The 21,414-nt window shown below is 68.9% G+C and carries 23 protein-coding genes; 14 read left to right on the forward strand and 9 right to left on the reverse strand.

Features of this window, described 5'->3' with window-relative positions; translation table 11 throughout:
* Positions 1-71: 71 nt before the first annotated feature.
* The 3 genes from ACIRGA_RS13160 (at position 72) to ACIRGA_RS13170 (ending at position 3,524) form a co-directional block, all read left to right on the forward strand.
* The gene (locus ACIRGA_RS13160; protein WP_400940220.1) at positions 72-1,724 is read left to right on the forward strand and encodes an N-6 DNA methylase; all 1,653 of its coding nucleotides are present in this window, start codon (positions 72-74) and stop codon (positions 1,722-1,724) included.
* Between the two features lies 1 nt (position 1,725).
* On the forward strand, positions 1,726-2,610 hold the full coding sequence (locus tag ACIRGA_RS13165) for a serine/threonine-protein kinase (RefSeq protein WP_400940223.1): 885 nt from the start codon (positions 1,726-1,728) through the stop codon (positions 2,608-2,610).
* Between the two features lie 272 nt (positions 2,611-2,882).
* Complete coding sequence (locus ACIRGA_RS13170; RefSeq protein WP_400940224.1) at positions 2,883-3,524, forward strand: L,D-transpeptidase; 642 nt, start codon at positions 2,883-2,885, stop codon at positions 3,522-3,524.
* 93 nt (positions 3,525-3,617) lie between these two features.
* On the opposite strand, the gene ACIRGA_RS13175 is transcribed toward ACIRGA_RS13170, so the two are convergent.
* On the reverse strand, positions 3,618-4,337 hold the full coding sequence (locus tag ACIRGA_RS13175; RefSeq protein WP_400940226.1) for a VIT family protein: 720 nt from the start codon (positions 4,335-4,337) through the stop codon (positions 3,618-3,620).
* 112 nt (positions 4,338-4,449) lie between these two features.
* Here ACIRGA_RS13175 and ACIRGA_RS13180 point away from each other — a divergent pair, with 112 nt between their 5' ends.
* Both ACIRGA_RS13180 and ACIRGA_RS13185 read left to right on the forward strand, forming a co-directional pair.
* Positions 4,450-4,902 carry an AAA family ATPase gene (locus tag ACIRGA_RS13180; protein ID WP_400940228.1) on the forward strand — a complete coding sequence of 151 codons (453 nt, stop codon included), beginning with the start codon at positions 4,450-4,452 and terminating at the stop codon, positions 4,900-4,902.
* 3 nt (positions 4,903-4,905) lie between these two features.
* Complete coding sequence (locus ACIRGA_RS13185; RefSeq protein WP_400940231.1) at positions 4,906-5,661, forward strand: tRNA(His) guanylyltransferase Thg1 family protein; 756 nt, start codon at positions 4,906-4,908, stop codon at positions 5,659-5,661.
* Here ACIRGA_RS13185 and ACIRGA_RS13190 read toward each other — a convergent pair.
* The gene (locus ACIRGA_RS13190; RefSeq protein WP_400940234.1) at positions 5,646-6,197 is read right to left on the reverse strand and encodes a dihydrofolate reductase family protein; all 552 of its coding nucleotides are present in this window, start codon (positions 6,195-6,197) and stop codon (positions 5,646-5,648) included. The two genes, ACIRGA_RS13185 and ACIRGA_RS13190, sit on opposite strands and share 16 nt — an antisense overlap.
* A 71-nt stretch (positions 6,198-6,268) precedes the next feature.
* Here ACIRGA_RS13190 and ACIRGA_RS13195 point away from each other — a divergent pair, with 71 nt between their 5' ends.
* The gene (locus ACIRGA_RS13195) at positions 6,269-7,177 is read left to right on the forward strand and encodes a sigma-70 family RNA polymerase sigma factor (protein WP_400940237.1); all 909 of its coding nucleotides are present in this window, start codon (positions 6,269-6,271) and stop codon (positions 7,175-7,177) included.
* Here the strand turns inward: ACIRGA_RS13195 and ACIRGA_RS13200 are convergent.
* Complete coding sequence (locus tag ACIRGA_RS13200) at positions 7,174-7,854, reverse strand: DUF2848 domain-containing protein (RefSeq protein ID WP_400940239.1); 681 nt, start codon at positions 7,852-7,854, stop codon at positions 7,174-7,176. The two genes, ACIRGA_RS13195 and ACIRGA_RS13200, sit on opposite strands and share 4 nt — an antisense overlap.
* Positions 7,855-7,961: 107 nt before the next feature.
* Here ACIRGA_RS13200 and ACIRGA_RS13205 point away from each other — a divergent pair, with 107 nt between their 5' ends.
* Both ACIRGA_RS13205 and ACIRGA_RS13210 read left to right on the forward strand, forming a co-directional pair.
* On the forward strand, positions 7,962-9,266 hold the full coding sequence (locus ACIRGA_RS13205) for an MFS transporter (protein ID WP_400940242.1): 1,305 nt from the start codon (positions 7,962-7,964) through the stop codon (positions 9,264-9,266).
* The gene (locus ACIRGA_RS13210; RefSeq protein WP_400940244.1) at positions 9,263-9,598 is read left to right on the forward strand and encodes a cupin domain-containing protein; all 336 of its coding nucleotides are present in this window, start codon (positions 9,263-9,265) and stop codon (positions 9,596-9,598) included. The genes ACIRGA_RS13205 and ACIRGA_RS13210 overlap by 4 nt, the downstream gene beginning before the upstream one ends.
* 54 nt (positions 9,599-9,652) lie before the next feature.
* Here the strand turns inward: ACIRGA_RS13210 and ACIRGA_RS13215 are convergent, their stop codons facing one another.
* From ACIRGA_RS13215 to ACIRGA_RS13225, 3 genes are all read right to left on the reverse strand, one after another.
* Complete coding sequence (locus ACIRGA_RS13215; protein ID WP_400940246.1) at positions 9,653-10,144, reverse strand: DUF6319 family protein; 492 nt, start codon at positions 10,142-10,144, stop codon at positions 9,653-9,655.
* A gap of 165 nt (positions 10,145-10,309) precedes the next feature.
* Complete coding sequence (gene acs, locus ACIRGA_RS13220; RefSeq protein ID WP_400940249.1) at positions 10,310-12,280, reverse strand: acetate--CoA ligase; 1,971 nt, start codon at positions 12,278-12,280, stop codon at positions 10,310-10,312.
* 100 nt (positions 12,281-12,380) lie between these two features.
* A complete protein-coding gene (locus tag ACIRGA_RS13225; protein ID WP_400940251.1) occupies positions 12,381-12,959 on the reverse strand; it encodes a GNAT family N-acetyltransferase in 579 nt (192 codons plus the stop codon).
* Between the two features lie 114 nt (positions 12,960-13,073).
* Between ACIRGA_RS13225 and ACIRGA_RS13230 the strand changes: the two genes are divergently transcribed.
* The 5 genes from ACIRGA_RS13230 to ACIRGA_RS13250 all read left to right on the forward strand — a co-directional run bounded on the left by ACIRGA_RS13230 (position 13,074) and on the right by ACIRGA_RS13250 (position 18,321).
* The gene (locus ACIRGA_RS13230) at positions 13,074-13,571 is read left to right on the forward strand and encodes a phosphoribosyltransferase (RefSeq protein WP_400940254.1); all 498 of its coding nucleotides are present in this window, start codon (positions 13,074-13,076) and stop codon (positions 13,569-13,571) included.
* Positions 13,568-14,299 carry an oxidoreductase gene (locus ACIRGA_RS13235; RefSeq protein ID WP_400940257.1) on the forward strand — a complete coding sequence of 244 codons (732 nt, stop codon included), beginning with the start codon at positions 13,568-13,570 and terminating at the stop codon, positions 14,297-14,299. Before ACIRGA_RS13230 ends, ACIRGA_RS13235 begins: the two co-directional genes overlap by 4 nt.
* A gap of 88 nt (positions 14,300-14,387) precedes the next feature.
* Positions 14,388-15,146 (forward strand): 3-hydroxybutyrate dehydrogenase, encoded by a 759-nt coding sequence (locus ACIRGA_RS13240; protein ID WP_400940259.1) that lies wholly within the window; start codon positions 14,388-14,390, stop codon positions 15,144-15,146.
* A gap of 26 nt (positions 15,147-15,172) precedes the next feature.
* Positions 15,173-16,489, forward strand: a complete 1,317-nt coding sequence (locus tag ACIRGA_RS13245) for an MFS transporter (RefSeq protein ID WP_400940262.1) — start codon at positions 15,173-15,175, stop codon at positions 16,487-16,489.
* On the forward strand, positions 16,486-18,321 hold the full coding sequence (locus tag ACIRGA_RS13250) for a helix-turn-helix domain-containing protein (protein ID WP_400940265.1): 1,836 nt from the start codon (positions 16,486-16,488) through the stop codon (positions 18,319-18,321). The genes ACIRGA_RS13245 and ACIRGA_RS13250 overlap by 4 nt, the downstream gene beginning before the upstream one ends.
* On the opposite strand, the gene ACIRGA_RS13255 is transcribed toward ACIRGA_RS13250, so the two are convergent.
* Positions 18,299-18,883 carry a nitroreductase family protein gene (locus ACIRGA_RS13255; RefSeq protein WP_400940267.1) on the reverse strand — a complete coding sequence of 195 codons (585 nt, stop codon included), beginning with the start codon at positions 18,881-18,883 and terminating at the stop codon, positions 18,299-18,301. The two genes, ACIRGA_RS13250 and ACIRGA_RS13255, sit on opposite strands and share 23 nt — an antisense overlap.
* A 4-nt stretch (positions 18,884-18,887) precedes the next feature.
* Positions 18,888-20,159, reverse strand: coding sequence for a tannase/feruloyl esterase family alpha/beta hydrolase (locus tag ACIRGA_RS13260; protein ID WP_400940269.1), 1,272 nt, complete (start codon positions 20,157-20,159; stop codon positions 18,888-18,890).
* 118 nt (positions 20,160-20,277) lie between these two features.
* Here ACIRGA_RS13260 and ACIRGA_RS13265 point away from each other — a divergent pair, with 118 nt between their 5' ends.
* Positions 20,278-21,132, forward strand: coding sequence for an alpha/beta hydrolase family esterase (locus tag ACIRGA_RS13265; RefSeq protein ID WP_400940271.1), 855 nt, complete (start codon positions 20,278-20,280; stop codon positions 21,130-21,132).
* Here ACIRGA_RS13265 and ACIRGA_RS13270 read toward each other — a convergent pair.
* Complete coding sequence (locus ACIRGA_RS13270; RefSeq protein WP_400940274.1) at positions 21,109-21,414, reverse strand: ArsR/SmtB family transcription factor; 306 nt, start codon at positions 21,412-21,414, stop codon at positions 21,109-21,111. The genes ACIRGA_RS13265 and ACIRGA_RS13270 overlap by 24 nt on opposite strands.

Below are 21,414 nucleotides of genomic sequence, written 5' to 3' on the forward strand. Positions count from 1 at the left end.
CAGTAAAGCAGCTGTGTACTGAGTTCACAAACAAAGGGTTGGAATGGTCAGCTGTCGGTTACGATGCGCCGATGGAGGAGCAAGCCACCGTCAGCGCGGCGGACATCGCGCGGATCGCCGGCGTCGGCCGCGCCGCGGTGAGCAACTGGCGTCGACGTTACGGAGATTTTCCGCCGCCCGTCGGCGGAACGGCGTCGAGCCCCCTCTTTTCGCTGTTCGCCGTCGAGAACTGGCTGCGTGAGCGGGGGAAGCCGGTCGAAATCTCGCTCGGCGACCGGATCTGGCAGCGGCTGCGGAACCTCGGCGACGATCTGGCGCTCGGCGACCGGGTCGGCCGCGTGGGTTCGTACCTGTCGCGGCGGCATGCGTGGACCTTCTCGCCCCGCTACGACGACGCCGAGCTTCTCGAACTGCTGGACCGCTTCGCCGAGGAGCGTGGCGCGCGCGAAGCCTACGAGTTCCTGTGCGAACGCTACGTCGAGGCGCACTCCCGCCAGCTGTCCGTCACCGCGGAACCGGTGGCGGCGTTGATGTCCCGCCTCATCGGCCCCGAACCCGGTGTCGTGCTCGACCCGGCCTGTGGGCTGGGGACGTTGCTGCTGGCCTCCGGCGGGACCCGGCTGCTCGGCCAGGTCGACGATCCGGCGACTTCGTGCATCGCCGCGCATCGGCTCCTGCTCGCGGGGGCGGAGATGGAGATGTACGGCGCGGACGCCCTGTCGATGGACTCCTACGAAGGTGTTCTCGCGGACGCCGTCGTCTGCGATCCGCCGTTCAACGAGCGGGAATGGGGCTACGACGAACTCATCGGCGACCCGCGCTGGGAGTACGGTCAGCCGCCGCGCGGCGAACCGGAACTGGCGTGGGTGCAGCACTGTCTCGCGCATGTGAAACCCGGCGGACTCGTCGCGATCCGCATGCCGCCCGCCGCGGCGGGCCGTCGCACGGGGCGGCGGATCCGCGGGAATCTGTTGCGGGCCGGGGCTTTGCGTGCCGTGGTCACGATCGGCGGGGCCGATCTCTGGCTGCTGCGAAGGCCGGAGCCTGGGGAGCGGCCGCCGTCCCGGCTGCTCCTGCTGGCCGATCCGTCCACTGTGGAGGAACAGTGGCGGGCGCACCTGCGCGGCGCCGAGGTGCCGGGCGCGGTCCGGATCATCGACCTGCTCGACGAGGAGATCGACCTTTCCCCCGCCCGGTATCAGGCACGCGACGTACACGCGGGCGAAGCTTTCCTTGAAGTACGAAGGCATTTCGAAGGGATCCGGCCGGAGCTGCCGTCACTGGTGGTTTCCGACGAGAAGCCCTCGTTCGTGACGATCGGGGAGCTGCTGAAGTCCGGGGTCCTCACCGTGCCGGAATCGGTGGAAGAAGGCGATGTCGTCGCGTCGCCCGCCGTGCCAGCGTATGTCCACAGTGGAGAGACGTTCGCGGCGGAGCCGACGATGTCGAAGTACCGTACCGATCCCGAACGGCTCGATGCCGCGTTCCTCGCCGGTTGCCTGCGCGCGGCCGGGCAGATCGCGCCGACGACGTCGACGAGGATCGACCTCAAACGCACCCGGATTCCGCGCTTGCCGATCGAGACGCAACGCGCGCACGGGGAGGCGTTCACCCGGCTCGCCGCCTTCGAAGACGCCGTCCGTGAGGCGGCGGAATCGGGCCTGGAGCTGGTCAGGCTAGGCTTGACCGGACTGACGGAAGGTCAACTGAGGCCGGGGAACTAGGTTGCTGATCGCGGACCGCTACGAACTCGACGAGCTCCCGCTCGGCCGGGGTGGGATGGGCGCGGTGTACGCGGGCCACGACCGGCATCTCGGCCGCCGCGTGGCGGTCAAGTTCCTCGGGCTTCCCGGCGGCCCGGACGCTGAACTCGAACAGCGGTTCATCCGCGAGGCGCGGATCCTCGCCACCCTGGAACACGCGGGCGCGCCGACGTTGTACGACTTCGGCACCTACGACGAGCGGTTGTACCAGGTCATGCAGTTCATCGAGGGCGTGACCGTCGCCGATCTCGCCGCCGAACACGGTCCGCTGCCGGTGCCGTGGGCGGCCGCGATCGCCGCGCAGGCCTGCGCCGTGCTGTCGGCCGCGCACGCGCTTTCCATCTGCCACCGCGATCTCAAGCCGACCAACCTGATGCTGTGCCCCGACGGCAGCGTGAAGGTGCTGGACTTCGGGCTCGCGATGCTGCGCGAGACCGACGTCGCCCAGTTCACCCGCGCCGGGCAGATCCTCGGCACCCCCGCGTACATGGCGCCCGAGCAGATCCAGCGCGGGATCGCCGGGCCGCGCAGCGATCTGTACGCGCTGGGCTGCGTCCTGCACGAAATGCTGACCGGAAGGCAGCTGTTCACCGGTCCGACGGCGTACGCGGTGTTCGAGAAGCAGGTCAAGGAGAGCCCGGCCGAAGTGGACGGTGTCCCGGGTGGACTGAACACGCTGCTCGCGGATCTCCTGGAAAAGGACCCGGAACGGCGGCCTCGCGACGCGGACGAGCTGTTCGGGCGGCTGGCCGTGTTCGCGCGGGACCTGCCGCCGTTGCCCGGATACCTGGACGAGGGCGCCAATCCGGGCCGGATGTACGCGCGGGTCGTCGGCCGCGTGCCCTGAGTGTTTGTTGGTGAACCCGCGTCCGCGATCGACGTCGGCAGGGCGCTGTCTGGTCTTTCAAGTCGCGACGGTGGTGAAGGGCGCCCTGCCACCGCGATAGCGGGGCCTTCGGCCAGGGCGGGTTCACGCGTTTGGGCACGCTTCGGGGTATATCTTCAGCTCCGCCAACAGGCTCTGAGACGCGATCGTGACCTTCCGATCAACAACCCCGGGCGGGTGAGCTCCGTCTTTACCCATGTCAGACGGACTACGGGCAAACGGGGGTACGGGTCGTGAAGAAGTTCCTGGTGGGGGTGACCGCACTGGCCACCGCGCTGGTGCTGACCGCGTGTTCGGGCAACGCCGGCGGCAGCGCGCCCGGTGGCGGAGCCGTCGCGCAGGGCGACCCGGCGGGCGGGCCGACGACCACCTCCGCGCCGTCTTCGACCCCGGCCACCTCGTCCGCGACGCCGACGCCGAGCAGTTCCACGCCGAAGCCGACGTCTTCGAAGCCCAAGTCGACGCCGAAGCCCACACCGAAACCGGCGCCCAAGCCCGCCGCGAACGCCGCCGACGTGCCCTGCAAGGCCGCGCTGGCCTCACCGGGCGTGAGCGCGTGCGTGGACCTTTCCGCGTTGAAGACGTGGCTCCTGCAGGACGGCAAGGTCATCTACGGTCCGGTCAAGCAGCTGCCCGGTAAGAAGGGGCACGCCACGCCGACCGGGGTGTTCCACGTTTCGGCCAAGGTCAAGAACTACCACTCGAAGGCCTTCGACGCGCCGATGCCGAACTCGGTGTTCTTCCTGCCGGGTATCGCTTTCCACACCGGCAGCCTCTCGGTGTACTCGCACGGCTGCATCCACCTGTCCGCGGCGGCTTCGCAGAAGTACTTCACGACCCTGCAGAGCGGCGACGTGGTGCAGGTCGTGGCCTGACCCGCTTCGGTACCGGTGGTGGGGGGGGGGGGGGGGGGGGGGGGGGCCGCCCCCCCCCCCCCCCCCCCCCCCCCCACCCCAGTGCGCGATCGGCTACGCCACGGTCGTCCCGAACAGCACGCCGACGTAGTACGTCACCAGCATGGTCAGCGCGCCGACGCCGACGTTCCGCGCGATGGCGCGGCCTGCCCGGGCGTCGCCGAGTTTCGCGCTGATGAACCCGGTCAGCGCCAGCCCGACCACGACCGCGGCGGCGCACGCCCAGACCCGCCCCGAGGTCGACGTCCACACGATCGACAGCAACGGCAGCAGCGCGCCGACGGTGAACGCCACCAGCGAGGCCCACGCCGCCTGCCACGGACTGGTCAGATTGTCCGGATCGATGCCGAGTTCGGCCTCGGCGTGCGCCTGCAGCGCGTCCTTTTCGGTCAGTTCGCGGGCGACCTCGGCGGCCAGTTTCGGGGAAAGGCCCTTGCCTTCGTAGATTGCCGCGAGTTCCCGTTCTTCGGCTTCCGGCATCTCTTTCAGTTCGCGCTTTTCCAGCCGCAACTGTGCGCGCTCGGTGTCGCGTTGCGTGCTCACGGAGACGTATTCGCCGCCCGCCATGGAAAGCGCGCCCGCGACGAGCCCCGCGATTCCCGCGGTGGCGATCGTGGTGGGGTCGGTGGTCGCGCCCGCGACGCCGACCACGATGCCCGCCACCGACACGATCCCGTCGTTCGCACCGAGGACCCCGGCGCGCAACCAGTTCAGCTTGCCGCCCAGATCCGCGTGCGGTTCATGAGGATGTTCGGTCGATACCGTCTCGGTCACCGTTTCAGTGAAACACGGAAAACGGCGCGATGCGAGTGGAAAGTGTTTCGGTGAATGCAGGCAATCCTTATTCATTATTGCCTTACCTAAGTCTTCGGATAGGTTGCCGGACATGGTCGAAGTGGTGATCCTGATCGGGCTGCAGGCGGCCGGGAAGTCGACGTTCTCCCGGCGGCGGTTCGCGGGCACGCACGTCCACCTGAGCAAGGACCACTTCCCGAACGCCAAGCGGCGGCAGCGCCGCCAGCTGCGGATGCTGGCCGAAGCGCTCGAAGAGGGCCGTTCGGTGGTCGTGGACAACACCAACCCGTCACCCGAGGAGTGGATGCCGCTGATCGAGGTCGCGAGGCGGTACGGCGCGCGTGTCACCGGGTACTGGTTCCCGCCGGATCTCGAGGGTTCCCAAGAGCGCAACGCGCTGCGAAGCGCCAAAACCCGGGTGCCCGACGTCGGTCTGTATGCGACTCTCAAGCGGCTGCGGCGCCCGAGCGCCGAGGATGGTTTCGACGAGCTGTACACCGTCGGTTTCGACGGCGAAGGCGGTTTCGTCGTGGAGCGGGGGTGAGGCATGGACGTGCGTGATTTCGAGGCGCGGCAACGGGAACGGGAGTGGTTCCACGGGCTGACCGTGCCGCCGGGAGCCTGGACGGTGCTCCGCGTCGACGGCCGGGGTTTCTCCAAGTTCACCGAAGCGCGCTTCGAGAAGCCGTTCGATCCCGGGTTCGCCGGCTTCATGGCCGAGACGGCGAACGCCTTGATGGCGGAGTTCGCGTCGCCCTACGTGTACACGGAAAGCGACGAGATCTCGCTGCTGCTCGCCCCTTCTTCCGACCTCTTCGGCCGGGGTGTCGAGAAGCTCGTGTCGATCTCCGCAGGGGTCGCCTCGGCCGCGTTCACCCACGCGGCCGGGGTGCCCGCGCACTTCGACGGCCGCGTTTGGCTCGGCACGACGGCGGACGACGTCGTCGACTACTTCTCCTGGCGCCAGGCGGACGCGACGCGGTGCGCGCTCAACGGCTGGTGCTACTGGGTTCTGCGCAAGGCGGGGAAATCGGCGAGCGAGGCCGGAGCCGTTCTCGAAGGCGCCGGTGTCTCCGAGAAGAACGAGCTGCTTTTCGCCCACGGCGTCAACTTCGCCGAAGTCCCCGTCTGGCAGCGGCGCGGTGTCGGGCTGTACTGGGAGTCCTACGAGCGCACCGGATTCGATCCGGTGCGCGGGATCGAGGTCTCCGCGACCCGCCGCCGCGTCCGGGTCGACCGCGAATTGCCGATGAAGGACGAGTACCGGGCCTTCCTCGGCGAACTGCTTCAGCCGGTCCGGTAACGCAGCGACGCCGCCGCGCCTCGCTGCTCCGTCGAGACCAGCGTCAGATCGCACGGAGTCTCGAACAACCGGCGTCCGGCGCCCAGCACCACCGGGAAGACGAGCAAGCGGTATTCGTCGACAAGTCCTTGTGCCATCAGGGTTCGCGCGATGCCGATGCTGCCGATGACGATCACGTCGCGCTCCTCGCGCAGCCGTCGGGCCTCGTCGGCGAGATCCCCGGAGAGCACGGTCGAGTTCTGCCAGGCACCGACGTCGGTGAGCGTGCGCGAGGCGACGACCTTGGTCGCGTTGTTCATCCTGGCCGAGAACTCGTCGGTCCGATTCGGCCACAGCTTCGAGAACAGCTGCCAGGTCTTCCGGCCCAGCAGCAGGGCGCCGGTTTCGAGCCGGGCGCCGAGGTCGAACTTGTCGCCGGAGACGGCCTCCGGACCGTGCCGGAAGGCCCAGCCGCCGTGCGCGGTCCCGCCCGAGCCGTCGGGGTCCTCGACGACTCCGTCGAGCGTGGTGAATTCGATGACGATGATGTCGTTCATGGAGGTACCTACCGGCGCGGGCGGGGGAACTCATCGGTGTCCGGGGAAGAATTTCGGTTAAGGTCCCGGCGGTGGACATCGACACGGCCGCCTACCGGCGCGAACTGGTCGTGCACTGCTACCGGATGCTCGGGTCGATCCACGACGCCGAAGACCTGGCGCAGGAAACCTTGCTGAGGGCGTGGAAGGCGCGTGACAAATACGACGAAAGCCGCGCTTCGGTACGAACCTGGCTGTACCGGATCGCGACCAACGTCTGCCTGACGGCGCTCGAAGGCCGGGCACGCCGTCCGCTGCCTTCGGGGCTCGGCGCGGCGAGCGACGACTCTGATGCCCCGCTGGTCCCGGATTTCGAGGTGCCCTGGCTGCAGCCGCTGCCCGGCCGCTACCTGAGCGAGGATCCCCTGACGAGGGCCGCGGAACGCGACGGCGTCCGGCTGGCGCTGGTCGCCGCGATGCAGACGCTGCCGCCGCGTCAGCGTGCCGTGCTCATCCTGCGTGAAGTGCTGGAATTCAGCGCGGCCGAAGTCGCGGAGCAGCTCGGCATGTCGGCGGCCGCGGTGAACAGTGCCCTCCAGCGGGCGCGGGGCACTCTCGCCGCGCCGTGGGCGCCGCACCGTGGCGAGCCCGATCGGGACCTGGTCGAGCGCTACGCCAGGGCGTTCGAGGCCGCCGACGTCGACACGCTCGTCACCCTGCTCACCGACGACGCCGTCCTCGAAATGCCGCCCGTGCCGCTTTGGTACTCCGGGCGCGCCGACTACGGCAAGTTCATCGCTAGGGTCTTCGCGATGCGGGGCACCGGTTGGCGGATGGCCCCCACCGAGGCCAACGGGCAGCCCGCGCTCGCCGCCTACTGCCCGGACGAGGCGGGCGTGCTCCGCTTGCACACCCTTCAGGTCTTCACGGTCACGCCGTCGGGGATCTCCCACAACGTCGTGTTCCAGGACCCGAAGGTTTTCGAGGCCTTCGGGCTCTAGCCGATCGGTTCGGGCAGCCGCCGCACGGAGTAGGCGAGTTCGATCGTTTCGCCGGTCGCCGGGTCGCCCAGTTCCACGCGCCAGGAATCGGCGAACTGGTCGACGCCGTGCACCATCGGGATCGTCCCCGAGATGAGCACGGTGCCCGGGGCGTAGAGGTCGCGCTCGCGCAGGACGTCCAGCCAGTACGACGGCGGCAGCAGTTCCGCGAGTTTTCCTTGCTGGATCAGGGTTTCCCCGGCCCAGGCGGAGAGAGTGAGGTCGTCGATCCGGTCCTGGACGTCGACGAGGCGCCACGCCTTGGCGGCGAGGACGTCGGGGCCGGCGTTCTTGCTCCACGCGACGCCGTGCGCTTCGAGCGCGCGGTCGGTGTGGTCGCAGGCGGCGGTCAGGAGGACGTCCTCGGCCTCGGGGCCGGTGATGACGAGGGCCCATTCGGCCTCGCCGGAGGTCCGCTCGTGCTGCACCGGGACCTCGCCGGTCTGGCTCGCCAGGTACGGCGCGACCGGGTAGAGCGCCGGGATCACCGAAGGCGCGGGGACGCCGAGTTCGGCCAGTTCGGCCACGTGGGCGGCGACGTCCTCCTGGCTGCGGCCGGCGTATCCGGCGTTCAGCAGCGTGTGGACCTCGGTCCGCCGCTCCTGGCCGTCGGGAAGGGTGAAACGCAGCTCAGGCATCGGTCCTCCGAGATTGGGGGTTGCGCATACAGCTTGTATACAAGGAGTATATCCGCAATTCAACCCCTCCCGGCGGGGTTGCGGATCTCCTACGGACGGATGTGGACATGACCTCACCAGCCGGTGACCGGCGTTCGTTACACAAGGCCTTCGCGGCCAGCCTCTCGGGGACAGCGCTCGAGTGGTACGACTTCGCGGCCTACTCGGTGGCGGCCGCGACGATCTTCGGGCATCTCTTCTTCCCCTCGGAAGACCAGCTCGCGAGCACGATGGCGGCGTTCTCCACCTACGCCGTCGGCTACCTCGCCCGGCCGCTCGGCGGGTTCCTGTTCGGCCGCCTCGGCGACGTGCTCGGCCGCAAACGCATCCTGGTCATGACGCTCGTGCTCACCGGGGTGGCGACGTTCCTCATCGGTGTCCTGCCGACGTACGAGAGCATCGGCGGCTTCGCGGCGGTGCTGCTCGTGGCGCTGCGGTTCGCGCAGGGGGTCGGCATCGGCGGCGAATGGGGTGGCGCCGTCCTGCTGTCGAGTGAGTTCGGCGATCCGAACAAACGCGGGTTCTGGGCCTCGGCCGCGCAGATCGGCCCGCCCGCGGGCAACCTGCTCGCCAACGGTGTCCTCGCCGTGCTCGCCGCGCTGCTCACCGAGGACCAGTTCAACAGCTGGGGCTGGCGGATCGCGTTCCTGCTTTCCGGCGCGCTGGTCGGTTTCGGCCTGTGGATCCGGCTCAAGCTGGAGGAGACGCCGGTCTTCAAGCAGATCCAGGAGCGTGGCGAACGTCCGTCGGCGCCGATCTCCGAGGTCTTCCGCACCGAACGCCGCGCGCTGGCCGCGGCCGTGCTGATCCGCGTCTGCCCGGACGTCCTGTACGCGCTGTTCACCGTCTTCGTGCTCACCTACGTCACCACGCACACCGACCTCTCACGCGGCGCCGGGCTGGCCGCGGTGATGATCGGTTCGGCGTTCCAGCTGGTGCTGATGCCCGCGTTCGGCGCGCTCTCGGACCGGGTCTCGCGGCGCAAGATGTACCTGGTCGCGACCATCGCCGCCGGGATCTGGCCGTTCGTGTTCTTCCCGATGGTCAGCGGCGGTTCGTTCCTCATGCTGGTGCTCGGCATCGTGCTCGCGCTCGTCATCCACGCCGCGCTCTACGGGCCGCAGGCCGCGCTCGTCACCGAGCAGTTCTCGCCGCGCCTGCGCTACACCGGCAGCTCGCTGGCGTACACCCTCGCCGGTGTCATCGGCGGGGCGCCCGCGCCGCTGCTGCTCACGGCGTTGCTCGCCGGTTACGGCACCTGGGTGGCGATCGGGATCTACCTGCTCGCGACCGCGGTGGTGACCATCATCGGTGTCCTGCTCGCCCGTGACCCGGACCGCGAGGAGGCGGCCGCCATGGAGGCCGTGCGATGACCTGGACTCCGATGTCCACAGTGGAGGGTCTGCCGCTGATCGGCGGCCAGGGCCGGTTCCGGACGCTCGCGAAGGCGGAAGGCGGTCTGGCGTACGAGATCTGCTATCCGGCCGGTGTCGCTTCCCCGGTGCACAGCCACGATCACGACAGCATCGTGTACCTGGTCTCGGGTTCGCTGCGCGGCACGCTCGACGGCAGGGAAGTGACGCTGGAGGCGGGCGGGACGATCGTCCACCCCCGCGGCGTTCCGCACAGCGTCGAGGCCATTGTGGACAGTCAGTGGGTCGAGTTCAAGACGCCGCTGCCTTCGAGGCCACCGATCGCGGAATGAAAAAACCGGGGCGGACACTGATATCCAGCGTCCGCCCCGGTCGGGAGGAAAGTCTCAGGCGTCCAGCTCGGCCAGCGCCAGCTTCGCCTTCTCCAGCTCGGCTTCGAGCTGGGCCACCTTCGCGGCCTGCAGCTCGCGAGCGGCGTTGATGACCTCGTCGATCGGGCCCGACAGGTCCGCGTGCAGCTCCTTGGCGGCGCGGGACACGGCGGCGGCCGGGATCTCCAGGCCCTTCGCGACCCACTTGGCGCCGTTCTTGAGCTCGGCCTGCCACTCGCCGTCGGCGGTGCCGGTGACCGTGAGGGTCAGCTCGACGGTGCGGGTCTTCTTCGCCGTCGTGGCGACCTTCGGGCGGCCACGCTTGGGCTTGGGGGACTCCGCCATGCCTTCGGAGGCAGGAGCCTCTTCGGCAGGGGTTTCCGGAGTCTCGGTCTTGGCCTCGGCAGGGGCTTCGGCCGTCTCCGCCTGCGGCGTCGAGTCGACGGGCGCTTCGGTAGCCGCTTCTTCGGACACGGCGTCAGTGCGTGTCAAGGCATCCACGGTCATCGTCGGTGTCGTCTCCTTGCCCGGGTATGGGGTGGTACCCGGCACATCCTAGAACAGGCGTTCGAGTGAAGCGAACCGGGGTGTGCTAGGCGTGTCGGATGCGAGGAACGGCCCGTTCCTCGCGAAATTCGCGAGGAACGGGCCGTTCATAGGCTTGAAGTGGGGTTACTCCTCCGACTTGCCGGACTTCAGTCCCGAAGAGATCAGGTCCATCACCGACGAGTCGGCCAGCGTGGTCACGTCGCCGACCTGGCGGTTCTCGGCGACATCGCGCAGCAGGCGGCGCATGATCTTGCCGGACCGCGTCTTCGGCAGCTCCTGCACGACCAGGATCTGCCGCGGCTTCGCGATCGGCCCGATCTCCTTGGCGACGTGGTTGCGCAGCTCCTGCACGGCCGCGTCTCCGCCATCCACGGCGTTGCCGCGCAGGATGACGAACGCGACGATGCCCTGCCCGGTGGTCGGGTCGGTCGCGCCGACGACGGCGGCCTCGGCGACCGTCGGATGCGAGACCAGCGCCGACTCGACCTCGGTGGTCGAGATGCGGTGCCCGGACACGTTCATCACGTCGTCGACCCGGCCCAGCAGCCAGACGTCGCCGTCGGCGTCGTACTTCGCGCCGTCTCCGGCGAAGTAGTAGCCCTGGTCGGCGAAGCGGGACCAGTAGGTCTCACGGAACCGCTGCTCGTCGCCCCAGATGCCGCGCAGCATGCCCGGCCACGGCTTGTCGAGCACCAGGTACCCGCCGCCGCCCTTGCCGACCTCGACGCCCTGGTCGTCGACGACCTTCGCCGAGATGCCCGGCAGCGCCTTCTGGGCGGAGCCCGGCTTCGTGGCGGTGACGCCCGGCAGCGGCGAGATCATGATCGCGCCGGTCTCGGTCTGCCACCAGGTGTCGACGATCGGCGCCGAGTTCGCGCCGACGTTCTCGCGGTACCAGATCCACGCCTCGGGGTTGATCGGCTCGCCGACGCTGCCCAGCACGCGCAGCGACGAGAGGTCGTACTTCTGCGGGATCTCGTTGCCCCACTTCATGAACGTGCGGATCAGCGTGGGCGCGGTGTAGTAGATGGAGACCTTGTGCTGCTGGACGATCTCCCAGTGGCGGCCCTCGTGCGGGGTGTTCGGCGTGCCTTCGTAGACGACCTGCGTCGTCCGGTTCGCCAGCGGCCCGTACACGATGTACGTGTGGCCGGTGATCCAGCCGATGTCGGCGGTGCACCAGTAGACGTCTTCGCCGGCCTTGTGGTCGAAGACGTTGTGGTGCGTGTACGCGGCCTGGGTCAGGTAGCCGCCGGAGGTGTGCAGGATGCCCTTCGGCTTCCCGGTGGTGCCGGAGGTGTAAAGGATGAAGAGCGGGTGCTCGGAGTCGAACGCCTGCGGCGCGTGCTCCGCGGACTGGCCGTCGACCAGTTCGTGCCACCAGAGATCGCGGCCTTCGGTGATCGGCACCTCTTCGCCGGTGCGGCGCACGACGATGACCTTCTCGACCGATTCGGCGCCTTCGAGCGCTTCGTCGACATTGGCCTTCATCGGGGCGGCCTTGCCGCGGCGGTACTGGCCGTCGGTGGTGATGACGACCCGCGCCGCCTGGTCGTCCACCCGGGAACGCAGCGCTGTCGGGGAAAAACCACCGAAGACGACACTGTGCAGGACACCGATGCGGGCGCACGCGAGCATCGCGAAGATCGCTTCGGGCACCATCGGCATCTGGATGGCGACGCGGTCGCCCGCCTTGAGACCGAGGGATTCGAGGGCGTTCGCCGCGCGGGAAACCTCGTCCTTCAACTGGGCGTAGGTGATGTCACGGTTGTCGCCGGGCTCGCCGACCCAGTGGATGGCGACCTGGTCGCCGTGCCCGGAATCGACGTGGCGGTCGACGCAGTTGTACGCGACGTTGAGCTTCCCGCCCACGAACCACTTCGCCACCGGCGCATTGGTCCAGTCCAGTACCTGCGACCACTTCGTTTCCCAGTGGAGGCGCTCGGCCTGCTTGGCCCAGAACGCTTCCCGGTCGGCGTCGGCTTCGGCGTAGAAGTCGGCGGTGGCATTCGCTTGCGCGCTGAAAGCCTCACTCGGGGGGAAGGTCCTGCTCTCCGTGAGCAAATTGTCCAGCGCCGGCGACTGCTCGGTCATGGTGCGATGCCTCCTGTGTTTCGCGTGTCTTCACGCCCGTTGGCACGCTATCGACGTTACGACGCGAAGTAAAAGGTTGCATCGTGGTTGCGTACGGCATTCACACACTTGAGGACAAAGCGGTACGGACCGCCGGCCATTCTGGTCCGGTGAGGGAGTAGACGACGGTGTCACGGATCGTTCCGTCTGGCCGCACGCGATGCGCGCGCAGCACGCCTTCCCGTTGTGCGCCGAGACGTTCGATCGCCTTCTGCGACTTGAGGTTGCGGATGTCGGTCTCCCACGAGACGCGGTTCGCGCCGAGGTCGTCGAAAGCGTGGCGCAGCAACAGGAGTTTCGACTCGCGGTTGAGCCCGGTCCGCTGCCATTCGGAACCGATCCAGGTGTAGCCGACGGAAACGATCTTGTTGCGCGCGTTCATCGCGTAGAACGACGTCGTGCCCGCGACCTCGCCGGTGCGGGCGTCGATCTGCGCCCAGGCGCGGCGGCCGGTGTCGGCGAGGATGTCGTCGACCATGGCCTCGGCCGCGGCGAGGTCCCGCGGCTGCCGGAGGCTGAGCCACGTCCAGATCGCCGGGTCGGAGCCGGCCTCGAACAGGCCTTTGGCGTGGTCGCGGGTGAGGGGTTCGAGGCGGACGCGTTCGCCGGTCAGGGTGGTGTGGGTGTTCCAGTCGGTCACGATCTTGACGTTACGACCGGCAATGGCCTTACTGGATAGCCAGTTTTGAAGCATTCGAAAAGGCCACTAAGCCGTTGCCTATGCTCGCGGGAACGATCGAGAAGGCGAGGCAGCATGGCCGAGGAGCGGGAAGAGCTCACCTGGGAGTTGTTCGGGACGGCCAGCAGGGATCTGGCACAGGCCGTCGCCGACGACGGCTTCGAGCCGGACCTGATCCTGTCGATCGCGCGCGGCGGGCTGTTCGTCGCGGGCGCGCTCGGCTACGCGCTCGACGTCAAGAACCTGCACGTGATGAACGTCGAGTTCTACACCGGCGTCGACCAGCGGCTCGACCTGCCGGTCATGCTGCCGCCGGTGCCGAACGTCGTCGACCTGACGAAGAAGAAGGTGCTGGTCGCCGACGACGTCGCGGACACCGGCGCGACCTTGAAGCTGGTCCGCGACTTCTGCGCCGACCACGTCGCCGAGGTGCGCTGCGCGGTGGTCTACGAGAAGCCGCGTTCCGAGGTCAAATGCGACTACGTCTGGAAGCACACGGACCGGTGGATCAACTTCCCGTGGTCGGTGCAGGCACCGGTCGTGCGACGCGAGGGTCAGGTGCTGGACGCGTGACGGATCCGCTGAAGCCGCTGCTGGACCTCGAAGGGGTCGCCGCGGCCGCGAAATCGGCACAGGACGCCGTGTTCGCCGTCCACCGGCTGCCCGCGAACCTGCGTGGCGGCGCGGCGACGGCCGCCGAGGCGTCCGTGCGGTCGGCGCGGGCGTCGGCGGGGATCGAAGGCGCGGCGCCCGAACTGCCGGAATCCGGCGAGGTGACCGATCCGGTGCTGGCGGGCGCGCTGCGAGTCGCGGAAGCGCTGGAAGGTCTGCTCCCGACCTGGCGGCGTGCGCCGCTGCAGGCGTTGGCGCGTCTGCACGTTCTCGCCGCGTCGGATCTGGTGACGGATTCCGACGCGCTGGGACGGCCGCGGTCGTCGGGTGACGTCGGGCCGCGGCTGGAGATGCTGGCGCAACTGGTCACCGGCGCGACGGCGGTCCCCGGCCCGGTGCTGACCGCCGTCGTGCACGGGGAACTGTTGGCGCTCAAGCCTTTCGGCTCCGCGGACGGTGTCGTCGCGCGGGCGGCGGCGCGGCTTTCGGCGGTGGCGACCGGGTTGGACCCGAAGGCGCTGACGGTGCCGGAGGTCGCGTACTTCCGGCGGGTGCCGAAGTACCTCGAAGCCGCTTCGGCCTTCAGTGCCGGGACGCCCGAGGGTGTCCGGGGTTGGCTTCTCTTTTCGTGTGAAGCCTTCGAAGCCGGCGCTCGCGAGGCGAAGTCGATCTCCGACGCCGCCGGCTGACCCTGGCGAAATCCCACATGGGATCTTGCCCAGGTGTGGGGCGTGACCACATGGCTTAAGCGGGCTTGGCGACCTAACGTCGTCCGGCATGAGTGGTGCGTATCACAGCGATCTGGCGGGTAAGTCCGCGCTGGTCACGGGCGCGGCGAGCGGGATCGGCCTGGCCTGCGCCGGAGCGCTCGCCGAGGCCGGGGCCAAGGTCCACCTCGTCGACATCGACGACGCCGTCGAGAAGGCGGCGGCCGACGTCGACGGCATCGCGCACGTCGTCGACCTGACCGACGCCCAGGCCGTCGAAACCCTGCCGGCCGAGATCGACATCCTCGTCAACAACGCCGGTTTCCAGCACATCGCGCCGATCCACGAGTTCCCTCCGGAGACGTTCACCCGCGTCCAGACACTCATGGTCACCGCGCCGTTCCTGCTCATCCGCCGCTCGCTGCCGAGCATGTACGAACGCGGCTGGGGGCGCGTGGTCAACATGTCCAGCGTCCACGGCCTCCGCGCGAGCCCGTTCAAATCCGCGTACGTCACCGCGAAGCACGCGCTCGAAGGCCTCTCCAAGGTCACCGCGCTCGAAGGCGCGGAACACGGCGTGACCAGCAACTGCGTCAACCCCGGCTACGTCCGGACGCCGCTGGTCACCGGCCAGCTCCAGGCGCAGGCCGAAGAACACGGGCTCGAACGCGACGCCGTCATCGAGCAGGTCCTGTTGCGCCGTTCGGCGATCAAACGGCTCATCGAACCCGCCGACGTCGCCGCGTGCTTGCTCTGGCTGTCCGGCGACCACGCCGCCCATGTCACCGGCACCTCCATCCCCCTCGACGGCGGCTGGACCGCCGCGTGAACCCCTCCCCGGAAAGGACTCCCTCGGTGACCACCCAGAACCGCGGCTCGATCGCGAAGGTCGTCAGCGCCAGCCTGATCGGCACGACGATCGAGTGGTACGACTTCTTCCTCTACACCTCCGCCGCGGCGCTGGTGTTCGGCAAATTGTTCTTCCCCACCAACGATCCGCTCACCGGCACGCTGCTCGCGTTCCTGACCTACGCCGTCGGCTTCCTCGCGCGGCCGATCGGCGGGCTGGTGTTCGGGCACTTCGGCGACCGCGTCGGCCGCAAGAAGCTGCTGGTACTGAGCCTCCTGCTGATGGGCGGTTCGACCTGCGCGATGGGCATCCTCCCGACGTACGCCTCCGTCGGTGCCCTGGCACCGATCCTGCTGACGCTGCTGCGGCTCGTGCAGGGTTTCGCGCTCGGCGGCGAATGGGGCGGCGCGGTGCTGATCGTCTCCGAACACGGCGACGACAAGCGCCGCGGATTCTGGGCGTCGTGGCCGCAATGCGGTGCTCCCGGCGGAAACCTGCTCGCGACGGCGGTCTTGGCGATCCTCGCGGCGACGCAGTCCGACGAGGCGTTCCTCAGCTGGGGCTGGCGGATCCCGTTCCTGCTTTCCGGTGTCCTCGTGGTGATCGGGCTGTGGATCCGGCTCGCGGTCAGCGAATCGCCGGTGTTCCTCGCGGCGCAGAAGAACAACACGACCACACACGCGCCGGTCGTCGAAGTGTTCCGCAAGAGCTGGCGCGCGGTGCTGATCACGATCGGTTCGCGAATGGCGGAGAATGTCTCCTATTACGTGATCACCGCCTTCATCCTCGTCTACGTCACCACCGGATTGAGCCTGCCGAAATCGGCGGGACTCAACGCGGTACTCATCGGCTCGGCCGTGCATTTCGTGACCATTCCCTTGTGGGGAAAGCTTTCCGACCGGATCGGCCGTCGCCCGGTCTATCTGTTCGGCGCGATCGGCATGGCGGTGTGGAGTTTCGCGTTCTTCGCGATGCTCGACACGAAGAATTCCGGCGTCATCATTCTCGCGGCGACCATCGGGCTGGTGCTGCACGGCGCGATGTACGGCCCGCAGGCCGCGTTCTTCTCCGAGCAGTTCCCGACGCGGGTGCGCTACACCGGCCTTTCGGTCGGCGGGCAGCTGTCGTCGATCGCGGCGGGCGCGGTGGCGCCGCTCATCGCGGTGGCGCTGTTCAAGGAGTTCGGCAGCACGATCCCGGTCTCGCTCTACGTCGTCGCGATGTGCGTGCTGACCGTGATCGCCCTGCTCGCCGCCCGCGAGACCAAGGGTGAGTCCCTGCACTCCGAAGTTCTCACGGAGCGCGGTCACGTGCCAGCATGACCGCTGTGGACAGTGCCGCACAGTTGCGCCGGCTGCTCGAACTGCTCGCCTCCGGGGCGGGCAGCGAGCAGCTGGCGCACGTCCCCGTCGACCCGAAGGCCACCGAGCTGGCGCTGCGGATCCGGGACACCGTCGCCGAGCACCGGCGGCGTGAGGCGGAGCTGGCCGCGTTGTTCGACACGGCCAGCGACCTCGCGCGGCTGGACGATCCGGACGCCGTCCTGCGGTCGATCGTGCGGCGGGCGCGGGCGTTGCTCGGCGTCGACGTCTCGTATCTCAGCCTCAACGACGAGACCGAGGGCAAGACCTACGTCCGGGTCACCGACGGGTCGGTTTCCGCGCTGTTCCAGGACATCGTGCTGGGCATGGGCGAGGGGCTCGGCGGGCTGGTCGCGCAGACCGCGCGGCCGTACGCGACGGCGGATTACTTCAACGACAAGCGGTTCCATCACACGTCGTCGATCGACACCGGGGTGCTCGACGAGGGGCTGACCGCAATCCTCGGAGTGCCGCTGGCGATCGGCAGCAAGGTCATCGGGGTCCTGTTCGCCTCGGACCGGACCACGCGCGAGTTCTCGCCCGACGAGGTCGCGCTGCTGTCGTCACTGGCCGACCACGCGGCGATCGCGCTGGACAACGCGCATCTGCTCGACGAGACGCGCCGCGCGGTCGCCGAGCTGAACGCCGCCAACGCGACGATCAGCGCGCACAACGACGCCATGCGCCGTGCCGAGGACGCGCACGACCGGCTGATGGATCTCGTGCTGCGCGGGGGCGATCTGGCCGAGGTCGCCGCCGCGGTCGCGGACGTGCTCGGCGGCGCCATCGCCGTCTACGACGCGGACGGTGCCGTCCTCGCCAGGACCGACGGCGAGCTGAGTCTTTCGCGGACCGCGGTTTCGGCGTCCAGGACGAGCGGGCGTGCGGTGTCCACTGAGGACGGTTGGCTGTGCGCGGTCCAGGCGGGGCAGGAGTTCCTCGGCAGCCTGGTGCTGGGCGGCGGACGCTCGCTCGGCGAGGCCGACCGGCGGCTGTTCGAACGGGCGGGCGTGGTCACCGCCGTGCTGCTGATGCAGCGGCGTTCCGTCGCGCGCGCCGAGGACGAGGTGCGCGGCGAGTTGCTGTCGGACCTCCTCACCGCGCCGACCCGCAATCCGGCCGCGCTGCTGGCACGCGGCCGACGCTTGGGAGTCGATTTGTCGACATCGCACGCGGTGCTGATCGCGCATTCCGACGACGTCTCCCGGCGACGGCTGGCCACGGCGGCCTCGCGGCACGCGGATCTGGTCGGGGTCCACGCCGACGAGGTGGTCCTTCTGGTCCGCGGCGCGGATCCCGGCGCGCTGGCGCGATCCGTGGCCGCCGAGCTGGCGTCCACAATGGACTGTCCGGTGACGGTGGGCGCGGCGGGCCCGGCGGCCTCCCCGCGAGAGCTGGCAGTGGCGCACGCCGAAGCCGCGCGTTGTGTCGCGTCGCTGCTGGCGCTGGGCCGGGCGGGGGAAGGCGCGAGCATGGCCGACCTCGGGTTCGTCGGGCTGCTTCTCGGAGAGCACGCCGATCTCGGCGCGTACGTGACCGCCACGATCGGCCCGGTGCTCGACTACGACGAACGCCGCGGCACGGATCTGATCGGCACGCTCCGCGCGTATTTCGCCTGTGGCGGCAACTTGACGCGGGCGAAGGATCTGCTCCACGTGCACGTCAACACCGTCGTGCAGCGGCTGGACCGCATCGCGTCACTGCTGGGCGAGCAATGGCAGGCACCCGAGCGCGCGCTGGAACTCCAGCTCGCGCTCAGGCTGCATCGCCTCACCAGTGACCGAAACGGATGACCTCCTCGAATTCGCGCCGGGCGATCTTGGTCGCCGAAGAGCCGGGAGACGGCCCGGGCTCGTCACCGTGGCCGAGTGCCACGACGCCGATCGGGTCGTGATCCGCGGGCACGCCGAACTCGCTGTGCAGCCGCTCCACGCTTTCCGGCGCGAGCCCGAAGAACACCGCGCCGAGACCCTCGTCGACGGCTGTCTGGAGGATCAGCAGCGTCGCCATCCCGGTGTCGATGTCCCAGTACGGCACGCGCCACCACGATTCGTCGCGATCGGCGACACCCTTGTCGGGCTTGGCATAGCGGTCGAGGTAGGCGTTCTTGACCGAGAACGGGACGATCGCGACCGGTGCCGTGGTCACGGTTTCCGGCGCCCAGCTCGCCCCGAACTCCCAGAATTTCGCCAGTTCCTCGCCGGTGAGGACGAGAAAACCTTGTCCCTGTGAGAAACCGGCCGAGGGACCCTTCAGCGCGTTGCGGAGAACGCGCCGCAGGCTCGCCTCCGCGACGGGCTCGTCGGTGAACTTCCGGACCATGCGACGGCGTCGTACGACGTCCTGGAATTCCATTCGATCAGCTTAGTGCGCAAGTGGTCGCGAGGTCACCGCTCGCGCGCGGGATCGTCGCCGAAGCGGGCGGGCGGACGCCGTCGAGCCAGCCTTCGAGCGCGGTGAACGCCGTCCGGAAACAGGGGCCGATCGGACGCAGCTTGTCCGGGTACGCGTCGTACAGCCCGTCGACGTGGTTGCCGTCGACGATCCGGTAGTAGCGCTGCAGGCCGGCGCGGCCCTGCTCGGCGATCATCCGCTGGTAGACGTCGGAATCGCGGGTGATCGGCAGGAGGGTGTCGAGGGTGCCGTGCAGGGTGATCAGCGGTTTGCCGATCCGGCCGGTCAGCGAGATCCGTTCGACCGCGCGGTGTACCGACGGCGGGCGAGTGGCGTAGTCGTAGTCGGCCCCGGCGAACGTGGGATCGAATTCGGCCTGATAAATGCGTTGCGTCAAGCCCCAGTAGACGTCGTTGTGGTACTGCCAGAGGAATTCCGAGCCCGGCGCGAAACCGGCATCGAGAATCTGCCGGTGGGCTTGCGCGGAACCGGCGGCGTACGCGGGGTAGGCCTTGATCGCGGGAGGCAGGAAAGTGAACAGGTTCGGCCCGTCTTCGTGCCAAAGCGTGCCCTCCCAGTCGATTCCGCCGTCGTAGAGCCACGGCCGGTGCTCGAGCTGCCAGCGGACGAGGTAACCGCCGTTCGACATCCCGGCCGCGAGAGTGCGGCTCGGCAGGCGTCCGTAGCGGTGCGCGACGGCCGCCTTCGCCGCGATGGTCAGCTGCGTGACCCGCGAATTCCATTCGGCGAGCGCGTCTCCGGGGCGGCGTCCATCGGTGTGGAAGTCGGCGCCGGTATTGCCCTTGTCGGTCGCGGCGAACGCGTAACCGGCCGCGAGGACCTGGTCGCCGATCGCGCGATCGTTCGCGTACTGCCGTCGCACGCCGGGTGACCCCGAGACCACGAGGCCGCCGTTCCAGCGATCGGGCAGGCGCAGCACGAACTGGGCGTCGTGATTCCAGCCGTGTGTCGTGTTGGCCGTCGACGAGTCCGGGAAGTAGCCGTCGATCTGGATACCGGGAACGCCTTGGGGGACAGGGAGACCGGCGGAGGTGAGCCCGGCCCAGTCGGACTGGACCGTGTGCCCGGTGGCCAGGGTTCCGGTGGTGGTCAGATCGTCCAAACAGGACAGTTGTTGTCGCACGGCGCCGGGAACGCGCACGTTCCCGCAACCGCTCGCCGCCTGGGCGGGGGTGGCCAGGGCCAGCATCATCGCGAGGACCAGGAAGAGCCGCATCGGCCGACGGTAAACGGGGTTCTCGGGTGAGGGTACCCGGCGCGGCCACACAAAACGGGCAGTCGCTGTGGTGGTCTTCCACGTGGGAAGCGGGCGTCGGCGGTTTTAGCCTGAGGTGATGCGAAAACTCCTCATCGGCGCGGTGGTTTCGGCATTGACCCTTCTCTTTTCGGCTCCGGCGCAGGCGGCGACGATCCGCCCGGTGACCGGGTTCGGGAGCAATCCCGGTGCTTTGCGGATGTACGAATACGTTCCCGACGGGCTGCCGTCCGGGCGGCCAGCGGTGGTCGTGCTGCACGGCTGCACCCAGGATGCCGCCGGCTACGCGCGCGGCTCCGGCTGGGTCGGGCTCGCGGACAAGCTGCGGTTCAAGCTCGTTCTGCCGCAACAGGAATCGGCGAACAACTTCAGCAAATGCTTCAACTGGTTCCAAGCGGGCGACATCAAACGTGGTTCCGGGGAGGCCGAATCGATCGCGCAGATGGCGCGGTACGCGGCCGGGAGCCGGACGTACGTGACCGGTTTGTCGGCTGGTGGCGCGATGACTTCGGTGATGCTGGCGGCGTATCCGGAACTGTTCGCGGGCGGCGGTGTCGTCGCGGGGCTGCCTTACGGCTGCGCGACCTCGATGATCGACGCGTACTCCTGCATGAATCCCGGCAAGGATCTGACTCCGAAGCAATGGGGCGACAAGGTGCGGGCCGCGGGAACGGGGACGCGTTCGCCGGTCAGCGTCTGGCACGGAACCGCGGACTACACGGTCGCTCCGCTGAACATGCGCGAGCTTTCCGAGCAGTGGACCGACGTCGGCGCGGCCGTCGACACGCACGCCGTCGCCGGGATGGGGCACGGTCAGCCGATCGCGCCGGGGTCCGGTTGCGGGCAGGCGGGGCCGTATCTGCTCGACGTCGGCGTGTGCGCCGCGGCGGAACTCGCGGCGAAGTGGCGGCTAGGCGAGGACGGCGTCCAGTAGCCCGGGGAAACGCGTGTGGACGTCCTCGGTCCGTAGCTCGACCCAGCGGGTCCGGCCCTCGACGAACGTCGTCGTGAGGCCGGCCTCGCGCAACACCTTCCAGTGATGGGAGAGCGTCGGCGCGCTGATGTCGACGTCGTACTCGGTGATAGCGCAGCTTCGCGGCGAAGGGTTGCTTCGGAGAGCGCGGATCAGCTCCAGGCGCACGGGGTCCGCGAGTGCCTGGAGTACCGGCACGATCTCGATCTCGTCGGTCGACGGCTGCGGCAGCGTGCTGCTCAC

Origin of the sequence: Amycolatopsis sp. NPDC102389, from assembly GCF_044765885.1 — a bacterium.
Taxonomy (GTDB): Bacteria; Actinomycetota; Actinomycetes; order Mycobacteriales; family Pseudonocardiaceae; genus Amycolatopsis.